Source organism: Bacillus sp. UNC437CL72CviS29 (assembly GCF_000482345.1).
GTDB lineage: Bacteria > Bacillota > Bacilli > Bacillales > Bacillaceae_G > Bacillus_A > Bacillus_A arachidis.
In genome coordinates this window covers 49,667-70,992 of sequence record NZ_KI535304.1, presented here as the reverse complement: position 1 = coordinate 70,992, position 21,326 = coordinate 49,667, and the positions used below count along the sequence as shown (strand labels likewise).

The 21,326-nt window shown below is 37.1% G+C and carries 17 protein-coding genes and 1 pseudogene; 2 read left to right on the top strand and 16 right to left on the bottom strand.

What is annotated here, in order from left to right; translation table 11 throughout:
• Window positions 1-38: 38 nt before the first annotated feature.
• From M014_RS0124525 to M014_RS0124450, 14 genes and pseudogenes are all read right to left on the bottom strand, one after another.
• Window positions 39-1,241, bottom strand: coding sequence for a PDZ domain-containing protein (locus M014_RS0124525; RefSeq protein ID WP_081811124.1), 1,203 nt, complete (start codon window positions 1,239-1,241; stop codon window positions 39-41).
• 90 nt (window positions 1,242-1,331) lie between these two features.
• A complete protein-coding gene (locus M014_RS0124520) occupies window positions 1,332-2,768 on the bottom strand; it encodes a S41 family peptidase (RefSeq protein WP_442852743.1) in 1,437 nt (478 codons plus the stop codon).
• Window positions 2,769-2,886: 118 nt separating this feature from the next.
• Window positions 2,887-3,780 (bottom strand): permease-like cell division protein FtsX, encoded by an 894-nt coding sequence (gene ftsX, locus M014_RS0124515; RefSeq protein ID WP_026594046.1) that lies wholly within the window; start codon window positions 3,778-3,780, stop codon window positions 2,887-2,889.
• Window positions 3,770-4,456 carry a cell division ATP-binding protein FtsE gene (gene ftsE / locus M014_RS0124510; RefSeq protein ID WP_081811123.1) on the bottom strand — a complete coding sequence of 229 codons (687 nt, stop codon included), beginning with the start codon at window positions 4,454-4,456 and terminating at the stop codon, window positions 3,770-3,772. Before ftsE ends, ftsX begins: the two co-directional genes overlap by 11 nt.
• Before the next feature lie 388 nt (window positions 4,457-4,844).
• Window positions 4,845-5,168 carry a cytochrome c551 gene (gene cccB, locus M014_RS0124500; protein ID WP_026594044.1) on the bottom strand — a complete coding sequence of 108 codons (324 nt, stop codon included), beginning with the start codon at window positions 5,166-5,168 and terminating at the stop codon, window positions 4,845-4,847.
• 451 nt (window positions 5,169-5,619) lie between these two features.
• A protein-coding gene (gene prfB, locus M014_RS0124495) for a peptide chain release factor 2 (protein ID WP_098302617.1) occupies window positions 5,620-6,721 on the bottom strand; the annotation gives its coding sequence in 2 pieces (ribosomal slippage) (window positions 5,620-6,648 and window positions 6,650-6,721; 1,101 coding nt in all).
• Between the two features lie 173 nt (window positions 6,722-6,894).
• Window positions 6,895-9,405: a preprotein translocase subunit SecA gene (gene secA / locus M014_RS0124490; protein WP_026594042.1), complete on the bottom strand. Its 2,511-nt coding sequence runs from the start codon at window positions 9,403-9,405 to the stop codon at window positions 6,895-6,897.
• 343 nt (window positions 9,406-9,748) lie between these two features.
• On the bottom strand, window positions 9,749-10,291 hold the full coding sequence (hpf, locus tag M014_RS0124485; RefSeq protein ID WP_026594041.1) for a ribosome hibernation-promoting factor, HPF/YfiA family: 543 nt from the start codon (window positions 10,289-10,291) through the stop codon (window positions 9,749-9,751).
• 390 nt (window positions 10,292-10,681) lie between these two features.
• On the bottom strand, window positions 10,682-10,879 hold the full coding sequence (gene cspC, locus M014_RS0124480) for a cold shock protein CspC (RefSeq protein WP_026594040.1): 198 nt from the start codon (window positions 10,877-10,879) through the stop codon (window positions 10,682-10,684).
• Window positions 10,880-11,005: 126 nt separating this feature from the next.
• Window positions 11,006-11,710, bottom strand: a complete 705-nt coding sequence (locus M014_RS0124475) for a ComF family protein (protein WP_026594039.1) — start codon at window positions 11,708-11,710, stop codon at window positions 11,006-11,008.
• Entirely contained in the window at window positions 11,710-13,056 is a 1,347-nt protein-coding gene (locus M014_RS0124470; protein WP_026594038.1) for a DEAD/DEAH box helicase, read from the bottom strand. The genes M014_RS0124475 and M014_RS0124470 overlap by 1 nt, the downstream gene beginning before the upstream one ends.
• A gap of 127 nt (window positions 13,057-13,183) precedes the next feature.
• A pseudogene (locus M014_RS0124465) lies at window positions 13,184-14,690 on the bottom strand (C40 family peptidase).
• A 65-nt stretch (window positions 14,691-14,755) separates the two neighbouring features.
• The gene (locus M014_RS0124455; protein WP_016112543.1) at window positions 14,756-15,070 is read right to left on the bottom strand and encodes a winged helix-turn-helix transcriptional regulator; all 315 of its coding nucleotides are present in this window, start codon (window positions 15,068-15,070) and stop codon (window positions 14,756-14,758) included.
• Between the two features lie 169 nt (window positions 15,071-15,239).
• Complete coding sequence (locus M014_RS0124450) at window positions 15,240-16,082, bottom strand: DegV family protein (protein ID WP_026594035.1); 843 nt, start codon at window positions 16,080-16,082, stop codon at window positions 15,240-15,242.
• 240 nt (window positions 16,083-16,322) lie between these two features.
• On the opposite strand from M014_RS0124450, the gene M014_RS0124445 reads away from it, so the two are divergent.
• Both M014_RS0124445 and M014_RS0124440 read left to right on the top strand, forming a co-directional pair.
• Complete coding sequence (locus M014_RS0124445) at window positions 16,323-16,964, top strand: YigZ family protein (RefSeq protein ID WP_026594034.1); 642 nt, start codon at window positions 16,323-16,325, stop codon at window positions 16,962-16,964.
• Window positions 16,965-16,989: 25 nt separating this feature from the next.
• On the top strand, window positions 16,990-18,114 hold the full coding sequence (locus tag M014_RS0124440; protein ID WP_026594033.1) for an LCP family protein: 1,125 nt from the start codon (window positions 16,990-16,992) through the stop codon (window positions 18,112-18,114).
• Window positions 18,115-18,171: 57 nt separating this feature from the next.
• Here M014_RS0124440 and wecB read toward each other — a convergent pair whose 3' ends face one another.
• On the bottom strand, window positions 18,172-19,290 hold the full coding sequence (gene wecB / locus M014_RS0124435; protein WP_026594032.1) for a non-hydrolyzing UDP-N-acetylglucosamine 2-epimerase: 1,119 nt from the start codon (window positions 19,288-19,290) through the stop codon (window positions 18,172-18,174).
• Window positions 19,291-19,560: 270 nt separating this feature from the next.
• Window positions 19,561-20,886, bottom strand: coding sequence for a UDP-glucose dehydrogenase family protein (locus M014_RS0124430; RefSeq protein ID WP_051588625.1), 1,326 nt, complete (start codon window positions 20,884-20,886; stop codon window positions 19,561-19,563).
• Between the last annotated feature and the right edge of the window lie 440 nt (window positions 20,887-21,326).

The window sequence follows — 21,326 nt, the reverse complement described above, 5'->3', positions numbered from 1 at the left end:
TTTGAAACAATTCTATCTTATTATAAAAAATCATAGAATTACACAGCTTCCGTATCCCACTTATGATCTTGCTCCACAAACACAATGCCTAATTCATGATGTCCACCTGCATATAGCGCTGTTTGAGCAAGGCGAAGCTCACCTTTTGTATCAAGTACTTCTAACTTACAAAATGCCCCTGTCGTCTTGGACTGCAGCGCATCATAAAACTCCTCTGTACTTTTAGGAATCACGCCGTTTACTTTCGTAATAACCTCTCCTGGTTTCAGATTCAATTCTGCACCGACTGTATTCGGGATCGTGCCTAACACTACTAATCCATCATCGCGCGCTGCAAAATATGCTGGACGCGTTTCATCAGCAATTCGTTCTCTCATTGCAATTGTGAATCGTCCAAGCATTGCCGCTCCCATTGCAACAATCGCTACAACTGGCCACCAATAGCTCACAACACCTAAAATAAGAACAACAGTCGCTAATCCAAATATACGTCTTCCTGTAAATAATAACGCTTCCTTTGGTTCCTCACTTCTAATTGTTCGCATAAAGCCAATTAAAAATGGTACAAGGAATAAGGAATACGTTTGTGAGCCAACAGAAACAACTGGCCACCACGAAACAAATTGTGTAACAGCATCTCCCGGCACGAGAATAAAAATCGGAACAAGCCATAAACGCTTTGATTCATGCAGTCCAATATTTAAACCGCGCTTTCCTTTACGCATTTTTGGCGTTGAGTATCGCACTGCATTTTTCGAAATTAATAACCCTTCTACTACTAGCATCAAGCCAAGTAAAATGGCAAGTGATGCGATTGTACTCTTTTCTCCTTCCCCAAGCTGTAAGAAAGAGATTGGCAGCTTAGAAGACAATATAGCTGCTACAATCGCCGCGCCAAATGTGTAAGCAGCAGATAAATATCTATACTGAGCAGCTAGTCCAAATACGAGTGTCCAAATTAAAATCATCCATATACTCGCCTCTGATAATACCAACCCTGCTCCAATTGTAATGGCAGATACAAGCAGTCCGTATCCAACTCCTGCAAACCAAGATGTTCGCAGTTCAAACCAAATATCATATACTTTAAAGGAAAAATCTTTTCTCTCTCGTAATACGCGTAAATATCCAACAAACACACTGCTTATTAAAAATACATAAACAGCAGGGTGTAAGAAAAAACGCCCAACTGCTCGCATTATTTCAAAAAACCACGCCTCCACGAACTGTTTCACCACCATTTATCATTTCTTTTTATCTTATCACAACTAATCAAACGTTTGTTTAACACGCACAAAAAAATACAGGCAATAACATGCCTGCATTTCTTCTTATTTCGCCATTAATTTTAATGCTGCCTGTAATTGCAGATCATTTTCACCAGAGCGAATCTTTTCAATGATTTTATTTTGTAGCGCTTCAGCTGTCTTTTTATCAAGCTGACCTGTCGCTTCCATTTCATTTGCATTTTGGAAGGCTTTTAGCGCTGATTCCGTTTCCTTACTGAAATAACCATCCTCACGTCCAGGTACATATCCTAAGCTCTTCAACATCTCTTGTGCATGTTTCACTTGGACATCATTTGAGTTATACGAAAGTGTTTTCTCAATTTGAATTGGCGTTGCATGATAATAATCTGGCTGTTTCACTTCCACTGTTGGGGAAATTCCTTTTTTATGAATCCAATTGCCGTCTGGTGTAAGCCATTTAAACATTGTCAATTTAATATTGCTACCATCTTTAAATGGAACAGCTTGCTGAACAGTGCCTTTTCCAAATGTTTTTTCACCAACTAAATCATATCCTTCGCCTTCTTGTAATGCACCTGCTAAAATTTCTGAAGCCGATGCGCTTCCTTTATCAATTAATACTGAAATCGGGTATGGCTTTCTCTCTTTTAATGAAGTTGAGAATTTCTTTTTCTCACCATCTCGTTGTTCAACTTGCATCATTGGCTTTTTGTCTGTCATGATTAATCCTAAAATATCTTGTACACTATTTAAGTAACCTCCAGGATTGCCACGCACATCAATGATAAGGCCTTTTATCTCTTTCTTTTCAAGCTCTTTTAATTGATCTTTAAATTCTTTTGCTGTATTTTCAGAGAAAGATGTAATTTGGATATAACCAATATTTTTCCCCTTCTCTTCTTTTACAGAACTAAACACAGTGAAAATTGGGATTTTTTCACGTTTAATTTTAAATTCTAATGGATCTGCCACTCCTGGACGTTTTATCTCAAGTGTAACGTCCGTTCCTTTCTTACCACGAATTTTCAAGACTGCTTCTTCACGTGATAAATCTTTTACACTGTTTCCATCTACCGATAAAATTTGATCGTTCGGTTTAATGCCTGCTTTTTCTGCTGGTGAACCTTTAATTGGAGATACAATAATAAGCTTGCCCTCCGTTTTGTTCACCTCAGCACCAATACCTTCGAGCTCAGGATCAAGTGATTGCTCAAATTGCTTCGCCGTTTCTTTATCCATATACGTGGAATAAGGGTCCTTCAGCGTAGACAACATTCCTTGTATTGCACCCTCAACTAATTTTTCATCCTTCACGTCTTCCACATAACGTGAATCAATCAGTGCATACGCCTCATTAATTTTTGCCAAATTTCCTTGCTTTGTGCTAGCACTATCGTTTGTTATTGTTTGCGCCACATATGCTGGATTAACCCCAAACATATACATACCCGCAAACATTCCGCCAGCACCAATTAAAAATGCAACAACCATTCCAATAATCGCAACTCTACGTTTCAATGCGGAATTCCCCTTTCCAAAGCACACAGGTGGTGTAGCAAAAGGCATCACACATTGTGTGATGCCTTTACCTATTTCTACTATATGATAAGCTTGTACGAATTATGTTTGCAACTTTTTACACTTTTAAGAAGCGACGAATTGACATTACACTTCCCCACATACCGATTAATGCACCGATTAACACTAATAAACCGGAAAGTTGGAATACAAACGGACTATATGGAAGCAGCTCGAAAATTGTGCCGCCCAGCTTCTCGTTAAACACGCCTTGCAGCGAGTTATAAATAGATAAAATCACGACAATTGGAAGGATTGAACCTAGTACCCCTAAGAATAAACCTTCTAATAAGAACGGCCAACGGATAAACCAGTTTGTCGCACCTACAAGTTTCATAATTTCAATCTCTGTGCTTCGTGCATAAATTGTAATTTTGATTGTATTAGAGATTAAGAACATTGCTGTGAATAGCAGACCAGCAATTAACAGAATCCCAATATTACGACCTGTTTTTACAGTATCAAATAATTTTTCAACTTGGCCTTTACCATATTGAACTGTACTTACAAACTGCATTTTTTCAATTTTTTTCGCGATTGTAGCTGTATCTGTTGGTTCTTTCGCTTTTACAACAAATACGTTTTTAAGTGGATTATCTTGCTCAAATAGTTCAAACGTTTTTCCACTGTCACCTAAGCTTTTAATCAAACGTTTTAATTCTTCTTCTTTAGAAGAATATTTAACAGAATCTACTTTTGCAATTTTATTAATATCTTCTTCCAATTTCTTTTGATCAGCTTCTTTTGCTGCTGGATCAATGTGTACACGAATCTCTACATCTTGCTCCACTTTCGTTGCAAAGTGGTTCATATTCATAATCGCTGTTAAAAAGACACCTACAAGTAATAGTGTAACTGTTACTGCACTTACAGAAGCAAACGTCATCCATCCGTTACGGGATAGATTTTTTACACCTTCTCGCAAATGTCGACTAAGGGTTTTATTCTTCATATCCGTATCCTCCCTCAATCTCATCTCGAACAATTTTTCCGCCTTCAATCGCAATTACGCGATGACGAATTGTATTTACGATATCTGCGTTATGCGTTGCCATAACAATTGTTGTACCGCGCTCATTAATGCGTTTAAAGATACTCATAATATCAAGCGCTGTATCAATATCTAAGTTTCCTGTCGGTTCATCGGCAATTACAACTTTTGGCTTATTTACAATTGCTCTTGCAATCGCCACACGCTGTTGTTCTCCACCAGAAAGCTCATTTGGAAGTGCATCCGCACGATCTTCAAGACCTACAAGACCCAATACTTCAGTAACACGCTCACGAATTGCTTCAGGTTCTTCTTCAATTACTTCTAAAGCAAACGCTACATTCTCATATACCGTTAATTTAGGTAGCAATTTAAAGTCTTGGAAAATTACGCCTAGCTGACGACGAAAATACGGTACATCTCGCTCTGCTAACGATTCAATTACAAGGCCATTCACATTGATAGATCCTGTTGTTGGTTTTTCTTCACGATACATCATCTTAATAAATGTAGATTTCCCGGCTCCACTCGGTCCAACTACGTATACAAATTCACCCTGCTTAATGTTAACTGTGAGTCCATTGATGGCTTTCATACCATTTGGATACTCCTTATAAACACTCGTCATTTTTATCATTATTTATCACCCAATACTTAATGATTTTTTTTCGACATACTTTTTCTGTCTATCTGAACATGAAAGCAACAGCTTTCACCCTTACTCACATTCTGTTGTACTACAAATCTTATAGAAGTATTTCTGTTGTTTCAAAATAACAGCGATAGCATTTACAGTCTATCACTGCTGCTTATGTACATGTTTCAGCAAAATTCTACAAACTACATTGTAACATCATTCAGTTTCCAATTCGGATACATTTTTGTTACAGTTGTGTTACATCACAAAAGAAATACGAAAAAGGCCATTATCTTGGCCTCTTCCGCTTTTCTTTTGTTTAGCTCTAGCAGCTAGAATAGTCGGCAACCTCACTTCTTCCTATTCTGAACAAACCGCCTGCGCTTTTTTATTTATGTTCTGCTAACCATTCTGATACTTTTTTTGCATCTTCACCTTGAATAAGTCCCGGTGACATTGCCCCGCGCCCTTTTTGGATAATATTTTCAATCTCCGCCGCGTCGTATTTACCGCCTACTTTTCGTAAATCGGGCCCAGTTGCACCAGATAAATCGTTAGCATGACACCCTGCACAACTTTTTTTGAAAATTTGCTCTGCACTATCTGTACTTGCAGATTGATTAGAAGACTTATTTTCCTCTTTCTTTCCGCATGCTCCCACAGTAAGAGCTAATGATGTTCCTAATGCAATAGCCAACAATTTCTTTTTCATGTATATCGCTCCCCATTGTTGATATCCTTCTTATTACTGATATAGCCATACTTTCATATAGCTCTCACTTGCCATTATAATAATTATCCCTTTATAGAAAAACCATCCTTCATAGGATATTTTTTACAAATCGATTAAGAACCCTATTCATATAAAGCTTTCACCAATTGTTTCAATTCTGTGAACAAATGTAAATTACTATAAAGATACTGTTTTTACAAAGCAGAAAAGAAAAAATCCTATCTATTTTCCTTATCATGTATAGCTCGATTCTTATATTTTCTACTTTTTACAAAACAATATACGGCCTTGTATTATAAAATTAAGCCCATTAAAAAGAGAAGTTGTCACTCAACTTCTCTTCCTCCTTCTCTTATCAATACAGACAAGATATACCTCTTTATACCCTCTATTCCCTCACCGATAGGCCAACATTCCGTTGGCTTTTTTCTTAAGAAATACGAGAGCGTAAATACGCATCAATAAATGGATCAATTTCTCCATCCATAACCGCTTGTACATTACCAACTTCCGTATTTGTACGATGGTCTTTCACTAGAGAGTATGGGTGGAATACGTAAGAACGAATTTGACTACCCCAACCAATATCTTTTTGTTCACCACGGATTTCATTCAACTCTGCTTGCTGCTCTTCTAATTTCTTTTGATATAATTTTGCCTTTAACATTTTCATCGCATGTTCACGGTTTTTAATTTGTGAACGCTCTGATTGACATGTTACAACCGTATTCGTTGGAGTATGTGTAATACGAACTGCAGAATCTGTCGTATTAACGTGCTGTCCACCCGCACCACTTGCACGGTACGTATCTATTTTTAAATCTTCCGTACGCACTTCAATCTCAATATCATCATTAAATTCAGGTACAACTTCACAAGATACGAACGATGTATGACGACGACCTGAAGAATCGAACGGTGAAATCCGCACAAGACGATGTACACCTTTCTCCGCTTTCAAATAGCCATATGCATTATGACCTTTAATTAATAATGTTACGCTTTTAATTCCCGCTTCATCCCCTGGTAAATAATCAACTGTATCTACTTTAAATCCGCGCTTTTCAGCCCAGCGTGTATACATACGTAATAGCATAGAACCCCAGTCTTGTGATTCTGTTCCACCAGCACCTGGATGTAGCTCTAAAATTGCATTATTTTTATCATAAGGATCGCTTAGTAATAGCTGAAGCTCGTACTCATTCATTTCTTGAACTAAAGATTTCACTTCAGATTCTAATTCTTCATGTAAATCCTTATCATATTCTTCTTTTAAAAGTTCATGTGTCACTTCTAAATTTTCAAATGTTTCATCTAACTGACGAAACTTCCCAACCATTTCTTTTAACGCATTCGCTTCATTAATTACTACTTGTGCACCTTGTTGGTCATCCCAAAAGCCTGCACCCATCATTGTTTCTTCTAATTCTGCAATGCGATTTTCTTTTGCAGGAAGGTCAAAGAGACCCCCTAAAAGCCGCTAATCTCTTAGCCATTTTCTCTAATTCTTGCCTAATTTCTACTAGTTCCATGCTCTTCACCTCTATGTAATTGCTTTCGCTTTTATATAAAACAAGGGAAACTCCCTCCGCTTGTACAGAGAGAGTTTGTCCCTTTTTATTATATGGATATTCTTAAAACTTTTCCATTTGGAAAATAAAATTTCATGGAAGATCGATTTTAAACGAGCCGACTTCGCTTTTCTTTATTTCCCAATTCCACAGCAGTTTTTATATTTTTTGCCGCTACCACATTTGCATAGATCGTTACGTCCGACTTGGTCACCTTTTACAACCGGTTTCTTTTTCACTTCTTCACCGTCATCTTTTGGGTGAATCGCTTCGCCTTGTGCTACTTCTTGGCGCTCTAAATTTTGTTCGATTTCTGCTTTTATGATGTAACGAGAAATTTCTTCCTCAATGGAAGCAATCATTGATTCAAACATTGCGAACCCTTCCATTTGGTATTCACGAAGTGGGTCAATTTGACCGTAAGCACGTAAATGAATACCTTCACGAAGATGATCCATCGCATCGATATGATCCATCCATTTCGTATCTACAACGCGGAATACAACAACCTTTTCAAATTCACGCATTTGTTCTTCTGGTAGAAGTTTTTCTTTTTCATCATAACGCGCAATTAACTTCGTAATGATCGGTTCACTCATTTCCTCTGGCGCAAGACGACGTAATTCTTCTTCTTTAATATCACCTTCCTCAAGAAGGTTTGTATTTAAGTAGTCAATCAGACCTTTAATGTTCCAATCCTCTTCAATTTCATCTTGCGTATGAAGGGCGATAGCACGTTCTACAGTAGATTTCATCATACCTTCGATAATGCCTCTTAAGTTTTCAGATTCCATTACTTCTTGACGTTGTTTATAAATAACTTCACGTTGTTGGCGAAGTACATCGTCATATTGCAGCAGTTGTTTACGTGCATCGTAGTTGTTTCCTTCTACGCGTTTTTGCGCAGATTCTACCGCACGAGATACCATTTTACTTTCAATTGGCTGTGAATCATCCATACCAAGACGATCCATCATTGCTTTCATATTATCAGAACCAAAGCGGCGCATTAGTTCATCTTCCATTGATAAGTAGAACTGCGTCACACCAGGGTCCCCTTGACGACCAGCACGACCACGTAACTGATTGTCAATACGACGGCTTTCATGACGTTCTGTACCGATAACCGCTAGACCTCCAGCTTCTTTTACACCTTCGCCTAACTTAATGTCTGTACCACGGCCAGCCATGTTTGTCGCAATCGTTACAGAACCTTTAAATCCTGCTTCTGTAATAATATCAGCTTCACGCGCATGATTTTTCGCATTCAAGACATTATGACGTACACCTTTACGTGTTAACATATTTGAAATAAGTTCAGATGTTTCAATTGCAACTGTACCAACAAGAACTGGTTGACCTTGTTTATGGCGTTTTACAATATCCTCAACAACTGCATTGAACTTACCTTCCATCGTTTTAAAAATTAAATCCGCACGGTCATCACGAACAATCGGTCTGTTTGTTGGGATTACGATAACATTCATATTATAAATGTTACGGAATTCCTCTTCTTCCGTTTTCGCTGTACCAGTCATACCTGATAGCTTTTCGTACATACGGAAGTAGTTTTGGAACGTAATTGTCGCTAACGTCATACTTTCATTTTGAATGTCAACGCCTTCTTTTGCTTCAATCGCTTGGTGCAAGCCCTCACTATAGCGACGACCTTTCATAAGACGACCAGTGAATTGGTCAACAATTACAATTTCACCTTCTTGTACAACATAATCTGTATCGCGGTGCATAACAACGTGTGCACGAAGCGCTTGATTAATATGATGAAGAAGTGCAACATGTTTTAAATCGAATAAGTTTTCAATATGGAAAGATTTCTCTGCCCTCGTAATCCCGTCTTCTGTCAACATGACATTTTTCGTTTTCACGTCAAAGGAGTAATCTTTTTCGTTTTCTAACGTACGAATAAAGGCATTTGCAAAAATATATAGTTCTGTTGATTTTTGTGCTTGTCCAGAAATGATAAGAGGCGTACGCGCTTCATCCACTAAGATGGAATCGACCTCATCAATAATTGCGAAATGAAGCGGACGCTGAACACACTGTTCTTTATACAGCACCATATTATCGCGTAAATAGTCAAAACCAAGCTCGTTATTTGTACTATATGTGATATCAGCAGCGTAAGCAGCTTGCTTTTCCTCACGTGACATACTATTTAAGTTAATTCCTACTGTTAAACCTAGGAACTCATGAAGTTGTCCCATTTCATTCGCGTCACGCTGTGCTAAGTATTCATTGACTGTAACAACATGAACACCTTTACCTGTTAAAGCATTCAGATAAACTGGTAAAGTAGAAGTTAATGTTTTACCTTCCCCTGTTTTCATCTCAGAAATATTTCCTTCATGTAAGGCAATACCACCCATTAATTGGACAGGATAAGGGCGCATACCAAGAACACGTGTCGCCGCTTCACGAACAACCGCAAACGCTTCTGGTAATAAATCGTCTACTGTCTCACCTTTCGTAAGGCGTTCTTTAAATTCAATTGTTTTCCCTTTTAACTGCTCATCCGTTAATGGTTTAATAGATGATTCTAAACCTTCTATTTGATCCACAATTTTCTGCATACGTTTAATTTGGCGCTGGTTTACATCAAACACCTTTTTTAAAATACCGATCATAGGAAATACGCTCCTCTTTTATTAAAATAAAACTTCCGATCGTGCTCTATATTTCTGCTCACGAATCAGTCGTTATAAAGATCTAATTTATTCACTGCCAATTTCTCTCCTAATAAAAAAACAAATGTATAAACCTAATGATAATTGTAACACTTGTTTTATAACTATGACAACAACTGGCCAAGCGCATGGCCTAAATTAGCTGAAACTTTGATCAATAAAGGGGGTTATAGAACGTTTCGATTCCTAGGATAGCTCTTTCCCACAATAACAGAGTAAAGAATGAAAGACTTTCGTATCAAATAAAAAAAACGTAGCCTTTTACAGCTACGTTTTCTATTTATTATTTTGTTTCAATTACTCCATATTTTCCATCTTTACGGCCATATACAACATTTGTTTCATTTGTATCGGCATTTGTGAAGACGAAGAAGTTATGCCCTAACATATCCATTTGTAAAATAGCTTCTTCTACGTCCATTGGTTTTAAATCAAATCGTTTTGTACGTACAAGTTCTAATTCATCCTCTTGCACTTCTTCTTGAGTAGCCGCTGGCTCTGTAAGAATAAATGCAGATTTAACAGAACCTTTTTCACGTAATTTACGATTTACTTTTGTTTTATGTTTACGAATTTGTCGCTCAATTTTATCAACTACTAAATCAATTGCAGCGTACATATCGCTATGAGTTTCTTCAGCTCGAAGTAATAAATCTGTGAATGGGATTGTTACCTCGACACGTTGTTTCTCAGAGTATACTTTTAAATTAACTCTAATCTCTGGGAATGCATCAAAATAACGTTCTAATTTGCTAAGTTTTTTCTCTACATATTCCTTTAATGCTGGAGTTACTTCAATATTTTCACCACGAATGTTGAATTTCATAGATGAATTCCTCCTTTCAAGCCTATGTATATAATTTCGACACCGGCTTAAAAACTCCTTCTAACTTTTTAAAAAAGTTAGCGAAATTGCAATTTATTATCGTTTTTTGTTGAAAAGAAAAGATGCATCGTTTCTATTTACATTTTACCCTATTTGCATCGTAAATAACGAATATAAGTATGGACAATTCGTTACAGAAAAGAAACAACTTTTTGACAACTTTTGTAGCCCCCTGCCACGCAACAAAAAAAACAGAAAGAGACTCTATAGGTGAAAGCCTCCTTCTGTTCTTCATAGCCGCAATTTATATGTTGAAAGTCCAAATTCACTCTATATAAACCGTTTCCACAACCGCAGCTCTATGTTTCTCACAAAACTCTTCGTTCAACATTATAATTTCACAACATTCGCTGCCTGTGGTCCACGCGCACCATCTACAATATCAAATTCTACTTTTTGCCCCTCTTCTAACGATTTATACCCATCTTGTTGAATTGCAGAAAAATGAACAAAAACATCATCACCTTCTTCACGCTCAATAAATCCAAATCCTTTTTCTGCATTAAACCATTTTACTCTTCCTTGCATGTTCGTTCCATTCCCTTCACTCTAAAAATAAGGGCGTTTGCCCCACAATTTGACTATAACGACTGACAAGATATCAAGTCAAAGAAGTCTTGTCGTCTTTTTATTGTATCTTTCGACACTCTCATCTTACCCACGACAAAGAGTAAGACTGGAAACAGTTTGGGCACCCGCCTCATACAAACACTCTGCAACTTGTCTAATCGTAATCCCTGTCGTATATACATCATCGATGAGCAAAAGATGCTGTCCAGTGAATCTTTCTTCTTTTCGAAAGTAAAAAGGATTGGTTCCCCTAAGTCTCTCAATACGTCTTTTTTTACTTTGCTTTTCCGTATTTTTTCTACTTAAAGATGTTTGTAGAACGAGAAGTGGCAAACAAGATGCCAACAATTCTGCTTGATTAAAACCGCGCTCATATTCCCTCTCCTTGCTAAGCGGAATGGGAATAATCGCATGACAATTTGAAAAGTATTTGCGAAATGCAGCTACAAATTTCGCATGAAAAATTTGTACAAGTTCAGCATCCCCGCGAAATTTAAACCGAGCTAATACTTCCTTCATCCAATCATTATAGACATATACAGATCGATTTTTTATAGGTGAAAACCTGTTTTCTTCCTTCCACCTTACACAATCTCTGCAACAGTTACCCTCTCTATACTCCAGCGCCAGAAACTCAAAAGGTCTGCCGCAGTCATCACAAATTTCTCCTATAATATAGGAAAGTTTTCGTTCACATCTCTCACACATACATCTTCTATCAGACTGAATAAAAAAAGAATACCAGCCCATACTCTCAGAAATAGAATCATCACAAAGTAGACAATGCATTAATCAATCAACCCTTCTCGCTTTGCTCTTTTATTCATAGATTGAATATGCCTTCTCGCTCGTATCATTGCTTCTGTTTTACCATAATGAAAATAAAAGATATCACCATCTGGCCTACGATGACTTCTACCGGCCCTACCAGCAATTTGTACAAGTGCACTTTCCGAGAAAATAGGTTCTTCCGCTCCTAACACCGCTACTTGCAAATTCTCTATCGTCACGCCGCGCTCCAAAATCGTTGTCGTTACTAATAGTGGGATATTTCTTTTTCGAAACGCTGTCACCTTTTCTTTTCGATTTGGATCCTCCGCATGAACGCCTTCAATTCGATTATCTAGTGTTTTTAACAATATACTTACTTCATCAATATAACGTACGTGGGGAACAAATAGAAAAATAGGAGATTGCTTGAGGAGGTGATACTTTAACCATTCAAAAACAACAAATGGGATTTCTTTTCGATTTAGTGCCTTTTTCCAATTGCCACACCACCTGAATCTTGGGACTGGCAAAGGATGCCGATGATAACGTCCTGGAATAATCACACCTTTTTGTTTCCCACTCCATAACTTACGTTTCCATGTTTCTGACGGGGTCGCCGTTAAATAAATTTTTGCTGCCCTATCTTTACTTGCTCGCTCCACCGCATAATGAAGCATCTTGTCCACTGCATATGGAAAGGCATCAATTTCATCGACAATCATAACATCGAAGGCCTTGTAATACCGAAGTAACTGATGTGTTGTAGAAACGAGAAGTCTCGCTTCCTTTTCACGATCCAAACTACCACCATATAGTGCAGCAATCGGTACATCTGGAAAAACAGTTTGTAAACGAGGAGCCAGCTCTAACACAACATCGGTCCGCGGCGTTGCAATACAAACCCGCTCTCCTTTTTGGAGTGCCTCTTCTATACCATAAAAAAGCATCTCCGTCTTACCAGCTCCGCATACTGCCCATATAAAAAAAGATTCTTTTTGGCGTACTGCTTCTGTTACTCCGTTAGCTGCTCTTTCCTGTCCAGGTGATAATTGCCCCTCCCATCGTAAAGAATTCGACAAAACTTCCCATTCTACATCCCGTATACCTCTAACGAGCACTGTACACTCTCCCACTCGTCCCATCGTAATGCACTTTCGGCAATACGTGCACATTTGATTGCATCGCTTACATAAAAACGAAGCGAATAACCGCCCTTCCATATTTCCACAGCGCTGGCATACATAGCGTAAAGATTTCTTTATGACACCTCTTTCCAAAGAAATATCCCCTTGTCTTTCCAAATGATCTAATTCATCCTTTGAAAATGAAAGTTCTTCTAACAGCACTTGTCTTCCTGCTAGCATAGTAAAGCACCCCTGGCTTTACTATAACCCTTTCTCTTTCTCTCGTAAAAACTCAAAAAAGCCGATAACCTACTTTTAAAATAGTAAGCTATCGACTTTATACACATGTTTTATATGATTCAAAATCCTAGAATCTACCGTAACCTAAGAAATGTTTTTGATTATAGCTGCTGTTAATATCACCGTATGCAATACCTTTATCACTAGCATGAATCATTTGGCCATTACCAACGTAAATACCGATATGAGAAGGGCCTGCTTTATAAGTACCTTGGAAGAATACTAAATCTCCAGGTTGTGGGCTACTTACTTTAGAAACTGAGTTCCAATAACCCGCAACATCTTGACGACCTACACCAAAAATATAAGAAATGAAACCACTGCAATCAAAACCACCATTTGATGGAGATGCACTTCCCCATACATATGGAAGACCAAGGTATTGTTGTGCTTTACCAATTACGCCACCTTTATTTGGTGCTGGTGCTGGTTGAGGTGTTGGCGCTGGCTTTGGAGCTGGTTTAGTTTCTTCTTTTTTAGCTTGTCCACCATTATTTGCTGGTGCTGGTGCAGCTTGTTGCGGAGCTGCTTCTTGTGCTGGTGCTTGTGCTGGCGCTGGTTGCTGAGCTTTCTCTGCTTGTTGCTTTGCAGCCTCTTCTTGTGCTGCCTTCTCTTTTGCTTCTTCTTCAGCCATGCGTTGTAATTGTAGCGCTTGTTTTTCAAGATCTTTTAATTGATCTTCTGTGCTTGTCATATTGTTTACAACCGTATCCATTTTACCGCTTAAGTCGTTTACTGCTTCTTGTTTTTTCGCTTTTTCAGTATCAAGATCTTTCTTTACAACTTCAATCTTTGCTTGTGCTTCTTTTAATTCTTTTTGTTTTTCTTTTACCGTTTCAACATCTTTTTTCACAGTTGCTTGCTCTTCTTGTTGCGTTTTCATGATATCTTCATCAGATTCAAGAATTCTAGAAACAGAAGTTAAACGATCTACTAGATCAGCAATGTTTTTAGAGTTTACAACAACCTCTGTTACAACGTTCGTGTTCGGTTGCTCTTGAAGTGCTACTAAACGTTTTCTTAACAAATCTTCACGCTTTGCAATTTTCGTTTGTAATTCTGCAATGTTTTTATTCTTCTTCTCAATTAATGCTTGTGTTTCTTCAACTTTTTTCATTGTTTCGTCAAGTTTCGCTGCATTTTCTTGAACAGACTTATCTAAACCTTCAACCGTTTTATTTAAGTCATTCATTTGTTTTTGAAGCTCATCACGTTCTTGTTGTTGTTTATGTAAAGTATCATTTTGTGCGTTAATTTGTGTTTTTACGTCCTCAATCTTTTCTGCGAATACATTTGGTGTTACTACTGAAAACATCATAAATCCTGCAGCCAATGCGCAAGATGCAATTTTTAATTTTTTCATTTTGTTTTTACACCGCTTTCTTTTTTTCTTTTCCGACATATAATCTATTAAAATTTATACCATATTTCGTAAGATTTTTTCTCAATGTTACGCTTTTGTAAAATAAATGTAATATTGCGCTTGTGATTTCCTGACATTTTCCTTCTAATCCTGTATTTTCTTGTAGAATTTTAAGAAAATGACACTGTTTTTTTATACAATTGTCATACATTTGTTATAAAAAAATCACAAGGAAAACTCCTTGTGATTTTTTCTCCCTATCCATGGATTACTTTATTATTTCACCCATTTTTCAGCCCAGTTTTGGACTTCATTCATAACACTTTCTAATGCTTTTCCTTTGTCTGTTAAACCATATTCGATTCTAACAGGTACCTCTGGATAAACATTCCGAACAACTACCCCTTCACTCTCCAATTCCTTTAAACGTTCTGACAGCATACGATCACTCATATTTGGGATAATATCCGCGATTTCTCTAAATCGTTTCGGTTCTTCTAACAGAGATTTAATAATTAAACCCGTCCACTTTTTACTAAGCAGTGTAAAAGCCGACTCAAACTTTGGACATAAACAAGAATTATGCTCCATATGTTTCACCTCTCCTTTATTATAAAATAGTTTCTTATAAAAAGTAAGCAATAAAACTTTCCTCATTTTAGGTTATGTATCATTTTATCACTTCCAAATATTAACTTGTCAATTCAATGTGGATATCCGTAAAAAAACTCTCTACAAAAAGAGAGCTTTTACATTACTATTATTTTGTATACCAACCTAGACCTAGTGCTCCCTCTCCTAAATGCGTTCCAATTACAGCACCAAAATAACTGATGCGAATTGTAACATGAGGGTATTTTTCCGCTAATTCTTGCTGCCATTCTTTCGCTTCCTCTTCACGATTTGCATGAATGATAACAGCTTCCATTGGCATACCTTTACTCGCTTGCTCATCAAAGATTTCAACAATACGCTTTAGCGCCTTTTTGCGCGTGCGAATTTTTTCAAACGGAATGATAACTTTATCTCTAAAGTATAAAACCGGCTTTACTTGTAATAAGCTACCGATAAATGCTTGTGCACTATTTAAGCGACCACCACGCTGCAAATGATGCAAGTCATCCACAACAAAATAAGCATCTATAGTTTGTTTCATTTCATCAAATCTAGCTAAAATTTCTGCTGGCATCTTTCCTTCGCTTGCCATTTTTGCACCTTCACGCACATAAAACCCTTGTACTTCACAACTAATTTCAGAATCATACGTATATACGTCTATTCCCTCGACCATTTGCCCAGCTGTCGTTGCTGTTTGATATGTGCCACTAATCCCGCTTGAAAGATGGATACTAATAACCGCATCGTATTCTTTTGATAATTCTTCAAATAGCTCCACAAATTTTCCAATTGCTGGTTGAGAAGTTTTTGGAAGTTCTTCATGTTCACGTACTTTTACATAAAAATCATCCGCTGTAATTTCTGCTTCTTCTTGGGAAGAATTCGCCCCAAAAATTACATCTAATGGGATCATATGTATATTGAGTTCTTCACGAATATGCTTCGGTATATATGCTGTACTATCCGTAACAATAGCTGTTCTCATTTTCGTACCTGCCTTATAAAAAAGTTTTTATTTCCTAATTTTACACGAAAATTGGAAAAGGTGCATTAGTGTATGAAAAATGCTGATTTAAGATTATAATCAACACTAGGGAAATTTACAACAAAAACATTAAATTTATAATAGAATTTGCCACCTTGCTATAAAAAATGTTTGAATCTGAAAACTCCCCATTTTACAATAAAGAGTACTAGTAATTTTGAAAGGTAGGAGCGTATACTATTGCTATTACAATATTTAACAATCAAGGGATACGGTGAACACGAAATTGTCATTCAAAAATCACGTTTCATTTGCTATATAAGCCGAGCGAAAACAGAAAAAGAAGCACAGGAATTTATTCAAAAAATAAAAAAACAACACTGGAACGCGACGCATAACTGTTCAGCCTATTTAATCGGGGAACAAGATCAAATTCAAAAGGCAAATGACGATGGTGAACCAAGCGGTACAGCTGGTGTGCCTATGCTAGAAGTATTGAAAAAACGTGGACTGAAAGATACTGTCGTTGTCGTCACACGATATTTTGGTGGCATTAAACTTGGTGCTGGTGGTTTAATTCGTGCATATGGAAAATGTACAAGTGAAGGACTTAACCATGTAGGTGTTGTTGAACGAAAATTAATGCGGGTTATGAAGACAGAAGTTGAATATACACTACTTGGGAAAATTGAAAATGAATTACGCCACTCGAAATATGTGATTAAAGAGATACATTACCTAGAAAATGTGACATTTGACACTTATGTGGAAGAAGATCAAAAACAAACTTTCACAAATTGGATGATTGAATTAACAAATGGGCAATGTACAATACAAGAGGATGACATGCTCTATTTAGAGCATGACGTTGTTCAACAATAACATATTGATTAAAGGGAGATTATGTATGGAAGAGCGTTATCATCATCTCCAGAAGAGAAGAATTAAAAAAAAGCGCAGACGTAGATTTTTCATCTATCTCATTATTATAGGCCTAATTAGTAGTGTAGGACTTTATGTATTTAATTCTTATTCGTCACTTATGGAGATGTATAGTGGTTTTACTCGCGATAAATCAAAATTACGTGCGGTAAATGTAGAAATTACAAAAGAACCTTTCAGCGTCCTGATTATGGGAATTGAAGATTATGCAACAGATGGACAAAATGGACGAACAGATTCTCTTATGTTCGCAACAATTAATCCAAAAACACAAAATGTTTCAATTATGAGTATTCCACGTGACTCACGTGTTACAATTGCTGGAAAAAATAAAAAAGATAAAATTAACGCCGCACATGCTTATGGTGGAGAAAAAATGGCATTAGAAACCGTAGAAGGTTTTTTAGGCGTGCCTGTTGACCATTATGTTAAAATTGATTTCAAAGGCTTTAAAGGAATTGTTGATGCTGTTGGCGGTATTACAGTCGATGTTCCGTTCGATTTCGAGGAACGATCTGATATAGATTACTACAAGCTAATTCAATTTAAACAAGGAAAACAAGAATTAAATGGTGAAGAAGCGCTCGCTTATGTCCGAATGCGGAAACAAGATCCGAACGGAGACCACGGCCGTGCTGATAGACAACGACAAGTACTTGCTGCGGTTGCTAGTAAGCTAAATTCCACTTCCACCGTCTTTAAGATTAAAGAATTAGCAGAGGTTGTTGGAAAATATATAAAAACTGATATACCTGTATCTGACGGCCTTGCCCTATACACTAAGTTATCTGGATTCGATCCTTCTAACATACAGACGATTCAATTAAAAGGTGAAGATAAAAAACTAAACGATATTTATTACTTTATTCCAGATGAAGTAGGCTTACAAGATGTTCGTAATACAATTTTAGCAAACTTGGGTAAAGAAAAAATAAACACGAATTCAACAACCAATAATGATTCTGGTTCTAGTTCTAGTTCTAATTCTGGTTCTAATACAAATTCATCAAATTCCTCTACTAAGACGAAAACAGAGGAACCTCCATCTACGAATGCGAATGCGGAATGGTTAATGCGCAATCATCAGTAGAGCATAAAAAAAGAGACTTTTCCTATACTAATAAAAATAGGAAAAGTCTCTTTTTACTTACTTTTGATTAAAGTATTGTAAAATCGCTTCTACAATACGCTCTGAAGCAAGGCCATCACCGTAAGGATTAGACGCTTGTGCCATTTTATTATGTGCTTCTTCGTTAGATAACAAGTCATCCGCAAGCGTGAAAATCGTCTCTTCATCTGTACCCGCTAATTTTAATGTACCTGCTTCAATGCCTTCTGGACGTTCTGTCGTATCACGAAGAACAAGAACCGGCACCCCAAGGGAAGGCGCTTCCTCTTGCACACCACCAGAGTCTGTTAATATTAAGTATGAACGTGCTGCAACGTTATGGAAATCAATTACATCTAGTGGTTCAATTAAGTGAATACGATTATGATCTCCCAAAATATCATTCGCTGTTTCACGCACAACAGGGTTCATATGTACTGGATATACAACTTGTACATCTTCATACTTGTCAACAAGGCGTTTAATTGCACGGAACATATTACGCATTGGTTCCCCTAAATTTTCACGACGATGCGCCGTCATAAGTACAAGTCGGTCATTTCCAAGCTTCTCAAGTACTGGATGACTATATTCTTCTTTTACTGTCGTTTTTAGCGCATCAATTGCTGTATTTCCTGTTACGAAAATACGTGCTTCATCTTTATTCTCTTGTTGCAAGTTCGTTGCTGATTTTGCTGTAGGAGAGAAATGAAGATCTGCCATTACACCTGTTAATTGACGGTTCATTTCTTCCGGGTATGGAGAATATTTATCCCATGTGCGAAGTCCAGCTTCAACATGACCGATTGGAATTTGATTATAGAAAGCAGCAAGACTTGCAATAAAAGTAGTTGTTGTATCACCATGTACAAGAACGATATGCGGCTTTGCTTCCTTCATTACTTTATCTAGACCCTCTAAACCACGTGTTGTAATATCAATTAATGTTTGACGGTCTTTCATGATATTTAAATCAAAATCTGGTTTAATACCGAAAATATCCAATACTTGATCTAGCATTTGGCGATGTTGCGCTGTCACTGTCACAATTGATTCAATTTGCTCAGGATGTTTTTGCAATTCTAATACAAGAGGTGCCATTTTAATCGCTTCCGGACGTGTTCCAAAAATTGTCATCACTTTTAAACGTTTAGTCATTTCACTGCCTCTTTTCTTTCACTAATTACAATCTACGAAAAGCTAACATAAAATCTCTCCTTTTGAGTGGGAGAGCGCGTCCAGCTATGCATAGAAACGGTCAAATCTTCTTTTAGCTCCACGCCAAGTAAAACAAAAGGAGAAAACGAGCGAAGATCTCCTTTTATTTTCATAGCCGCTATTTAGATACAGCTTCTCAACATGGATTTATATAGTATTGTTACACCCACCATTATATAGGAGAGTATACAAGGACAAAAGAGAACCTTCTTAATAGACCGTAGAAACTTTCCTATTACAAATACTTTTTCTGCCAACAGAATAGTAATCCATTCTATGCTTTTCAACATCTTTCCCAGTATAACAATTTCTACCATCAAATAAAATAGGTTCACGCATAAGCTTCACATACTTCTCTAATGGATACGTTCGTATGCATTCCCATTCGGTTACAATAAACGCTGCATCTCCTTCTGTAATTGCCTCATCTAAATTGGTTGTATATTTTATTTCGTCTCCAAACAACTGTTGTACATGCAATAGAGCTTGCGGGTCATATACAATTACATTTGCTTCCATCTCTAATAACTCTTTTATAATGAGAAGAGACGGCGCTTCCCTAATATCATCTGTATTTGGCTTAAAGGCCACTCCTAATACCGCAACCTTCTTTCCCCTCATGTTCATTACACTTCTAGCTTTCCGAACAAGCAACATCTGTTGTTTATTATTCACTTCAATTACCGCTTTGAGTAGCCTAAAATCATGCGCAACATTACCTGCGATTTGAACAAGAGCATCCGTATCTTTTGGGAAACATGAACCTCCATAACCGATACCTGCCTGTAAGAAATGTGGACCGATTCGTCGATCTATTCCCATGCCACCTGCTACTTCTAACACATCTGCGCCCACTTTTTCACATATATTAGAAATTTCATTGATGAAGCTAATTTTCGTAGCTAAAAAAGCATTGGAGGCATATTTAATCATCTCAGCACTGCGGGTATCTGTAACAAACGTTTCCATTCGTAGCTTGCTGTATAACCCCTCTACTTTCTGTGCGATTTCTTCTGTTTCAGCTCCTATGACAATACGATCACCATGGAAAAAGTCATGTATACCCGATCCTTCACGTAAAAACTCTGGATTGGATACCATATGTATGATATGCCGTCCTTGTAACTTCTCCTGAATCCATTCCTTCATTTGATCGTTCGTACCTACAGGAACCGTACTTTTGGTAACCACAATTACATCTGAATTTGCATATATCCCAATTTCATAACAACTATTACGAATATATGTTAAATCTGCCGTCCCATCCGGTAAAGAAGGTGTTCCCACTGCTACAAATATAAAATCTACATGTTTAAATGCCTCTGCTTGACTTGATGTAAATACTAGTCTTTTTTCTTGGACAGCTGCATTGACTAATTGTCCTAAACCTGGTTCATAAATTGGCATTTCTCCTTGCTTCATTCGTGCTATTTTTCCTTGATCTATATCAAAACAAGTAACTGAATGACCTAATGTGGCTAATCCTACTCCAGTAATTAATCCAACATATCCAGTACCTATCACTGTAATTTTCATTAGATGTTCCGCACACACTACCTAACATTATATTTTAGGTATTTTTGTGCTTCCCCCTTTCATACGAAGAATGAATATAGGACAATCCCTTTAAGAGTTTCTTTTCCTCTGTATTAAGACATGGAATATACAGAAGAGATAACATGCCATCTCTCACCCCTTATTATATGAGACGTCTTCTCTTTCATTTTTTAAGATTTTGTAAAATACCATCATTACATTTGAACATATTTGTTTACAAACTGTTCCATTATCAACACATTGAACAGTTCCATATTTTAACACGAAACGTACATGTTTGAACGTGCAACACTTATAGTAAAGAGATTCATTATCGGCCACATCGTATCGTATGTAAATGTTATAAGCTATACTAAATGATACGATATATTGTAACCTTCTTGTGGGACATTATATTTATCATAAATTTGTCATATTTT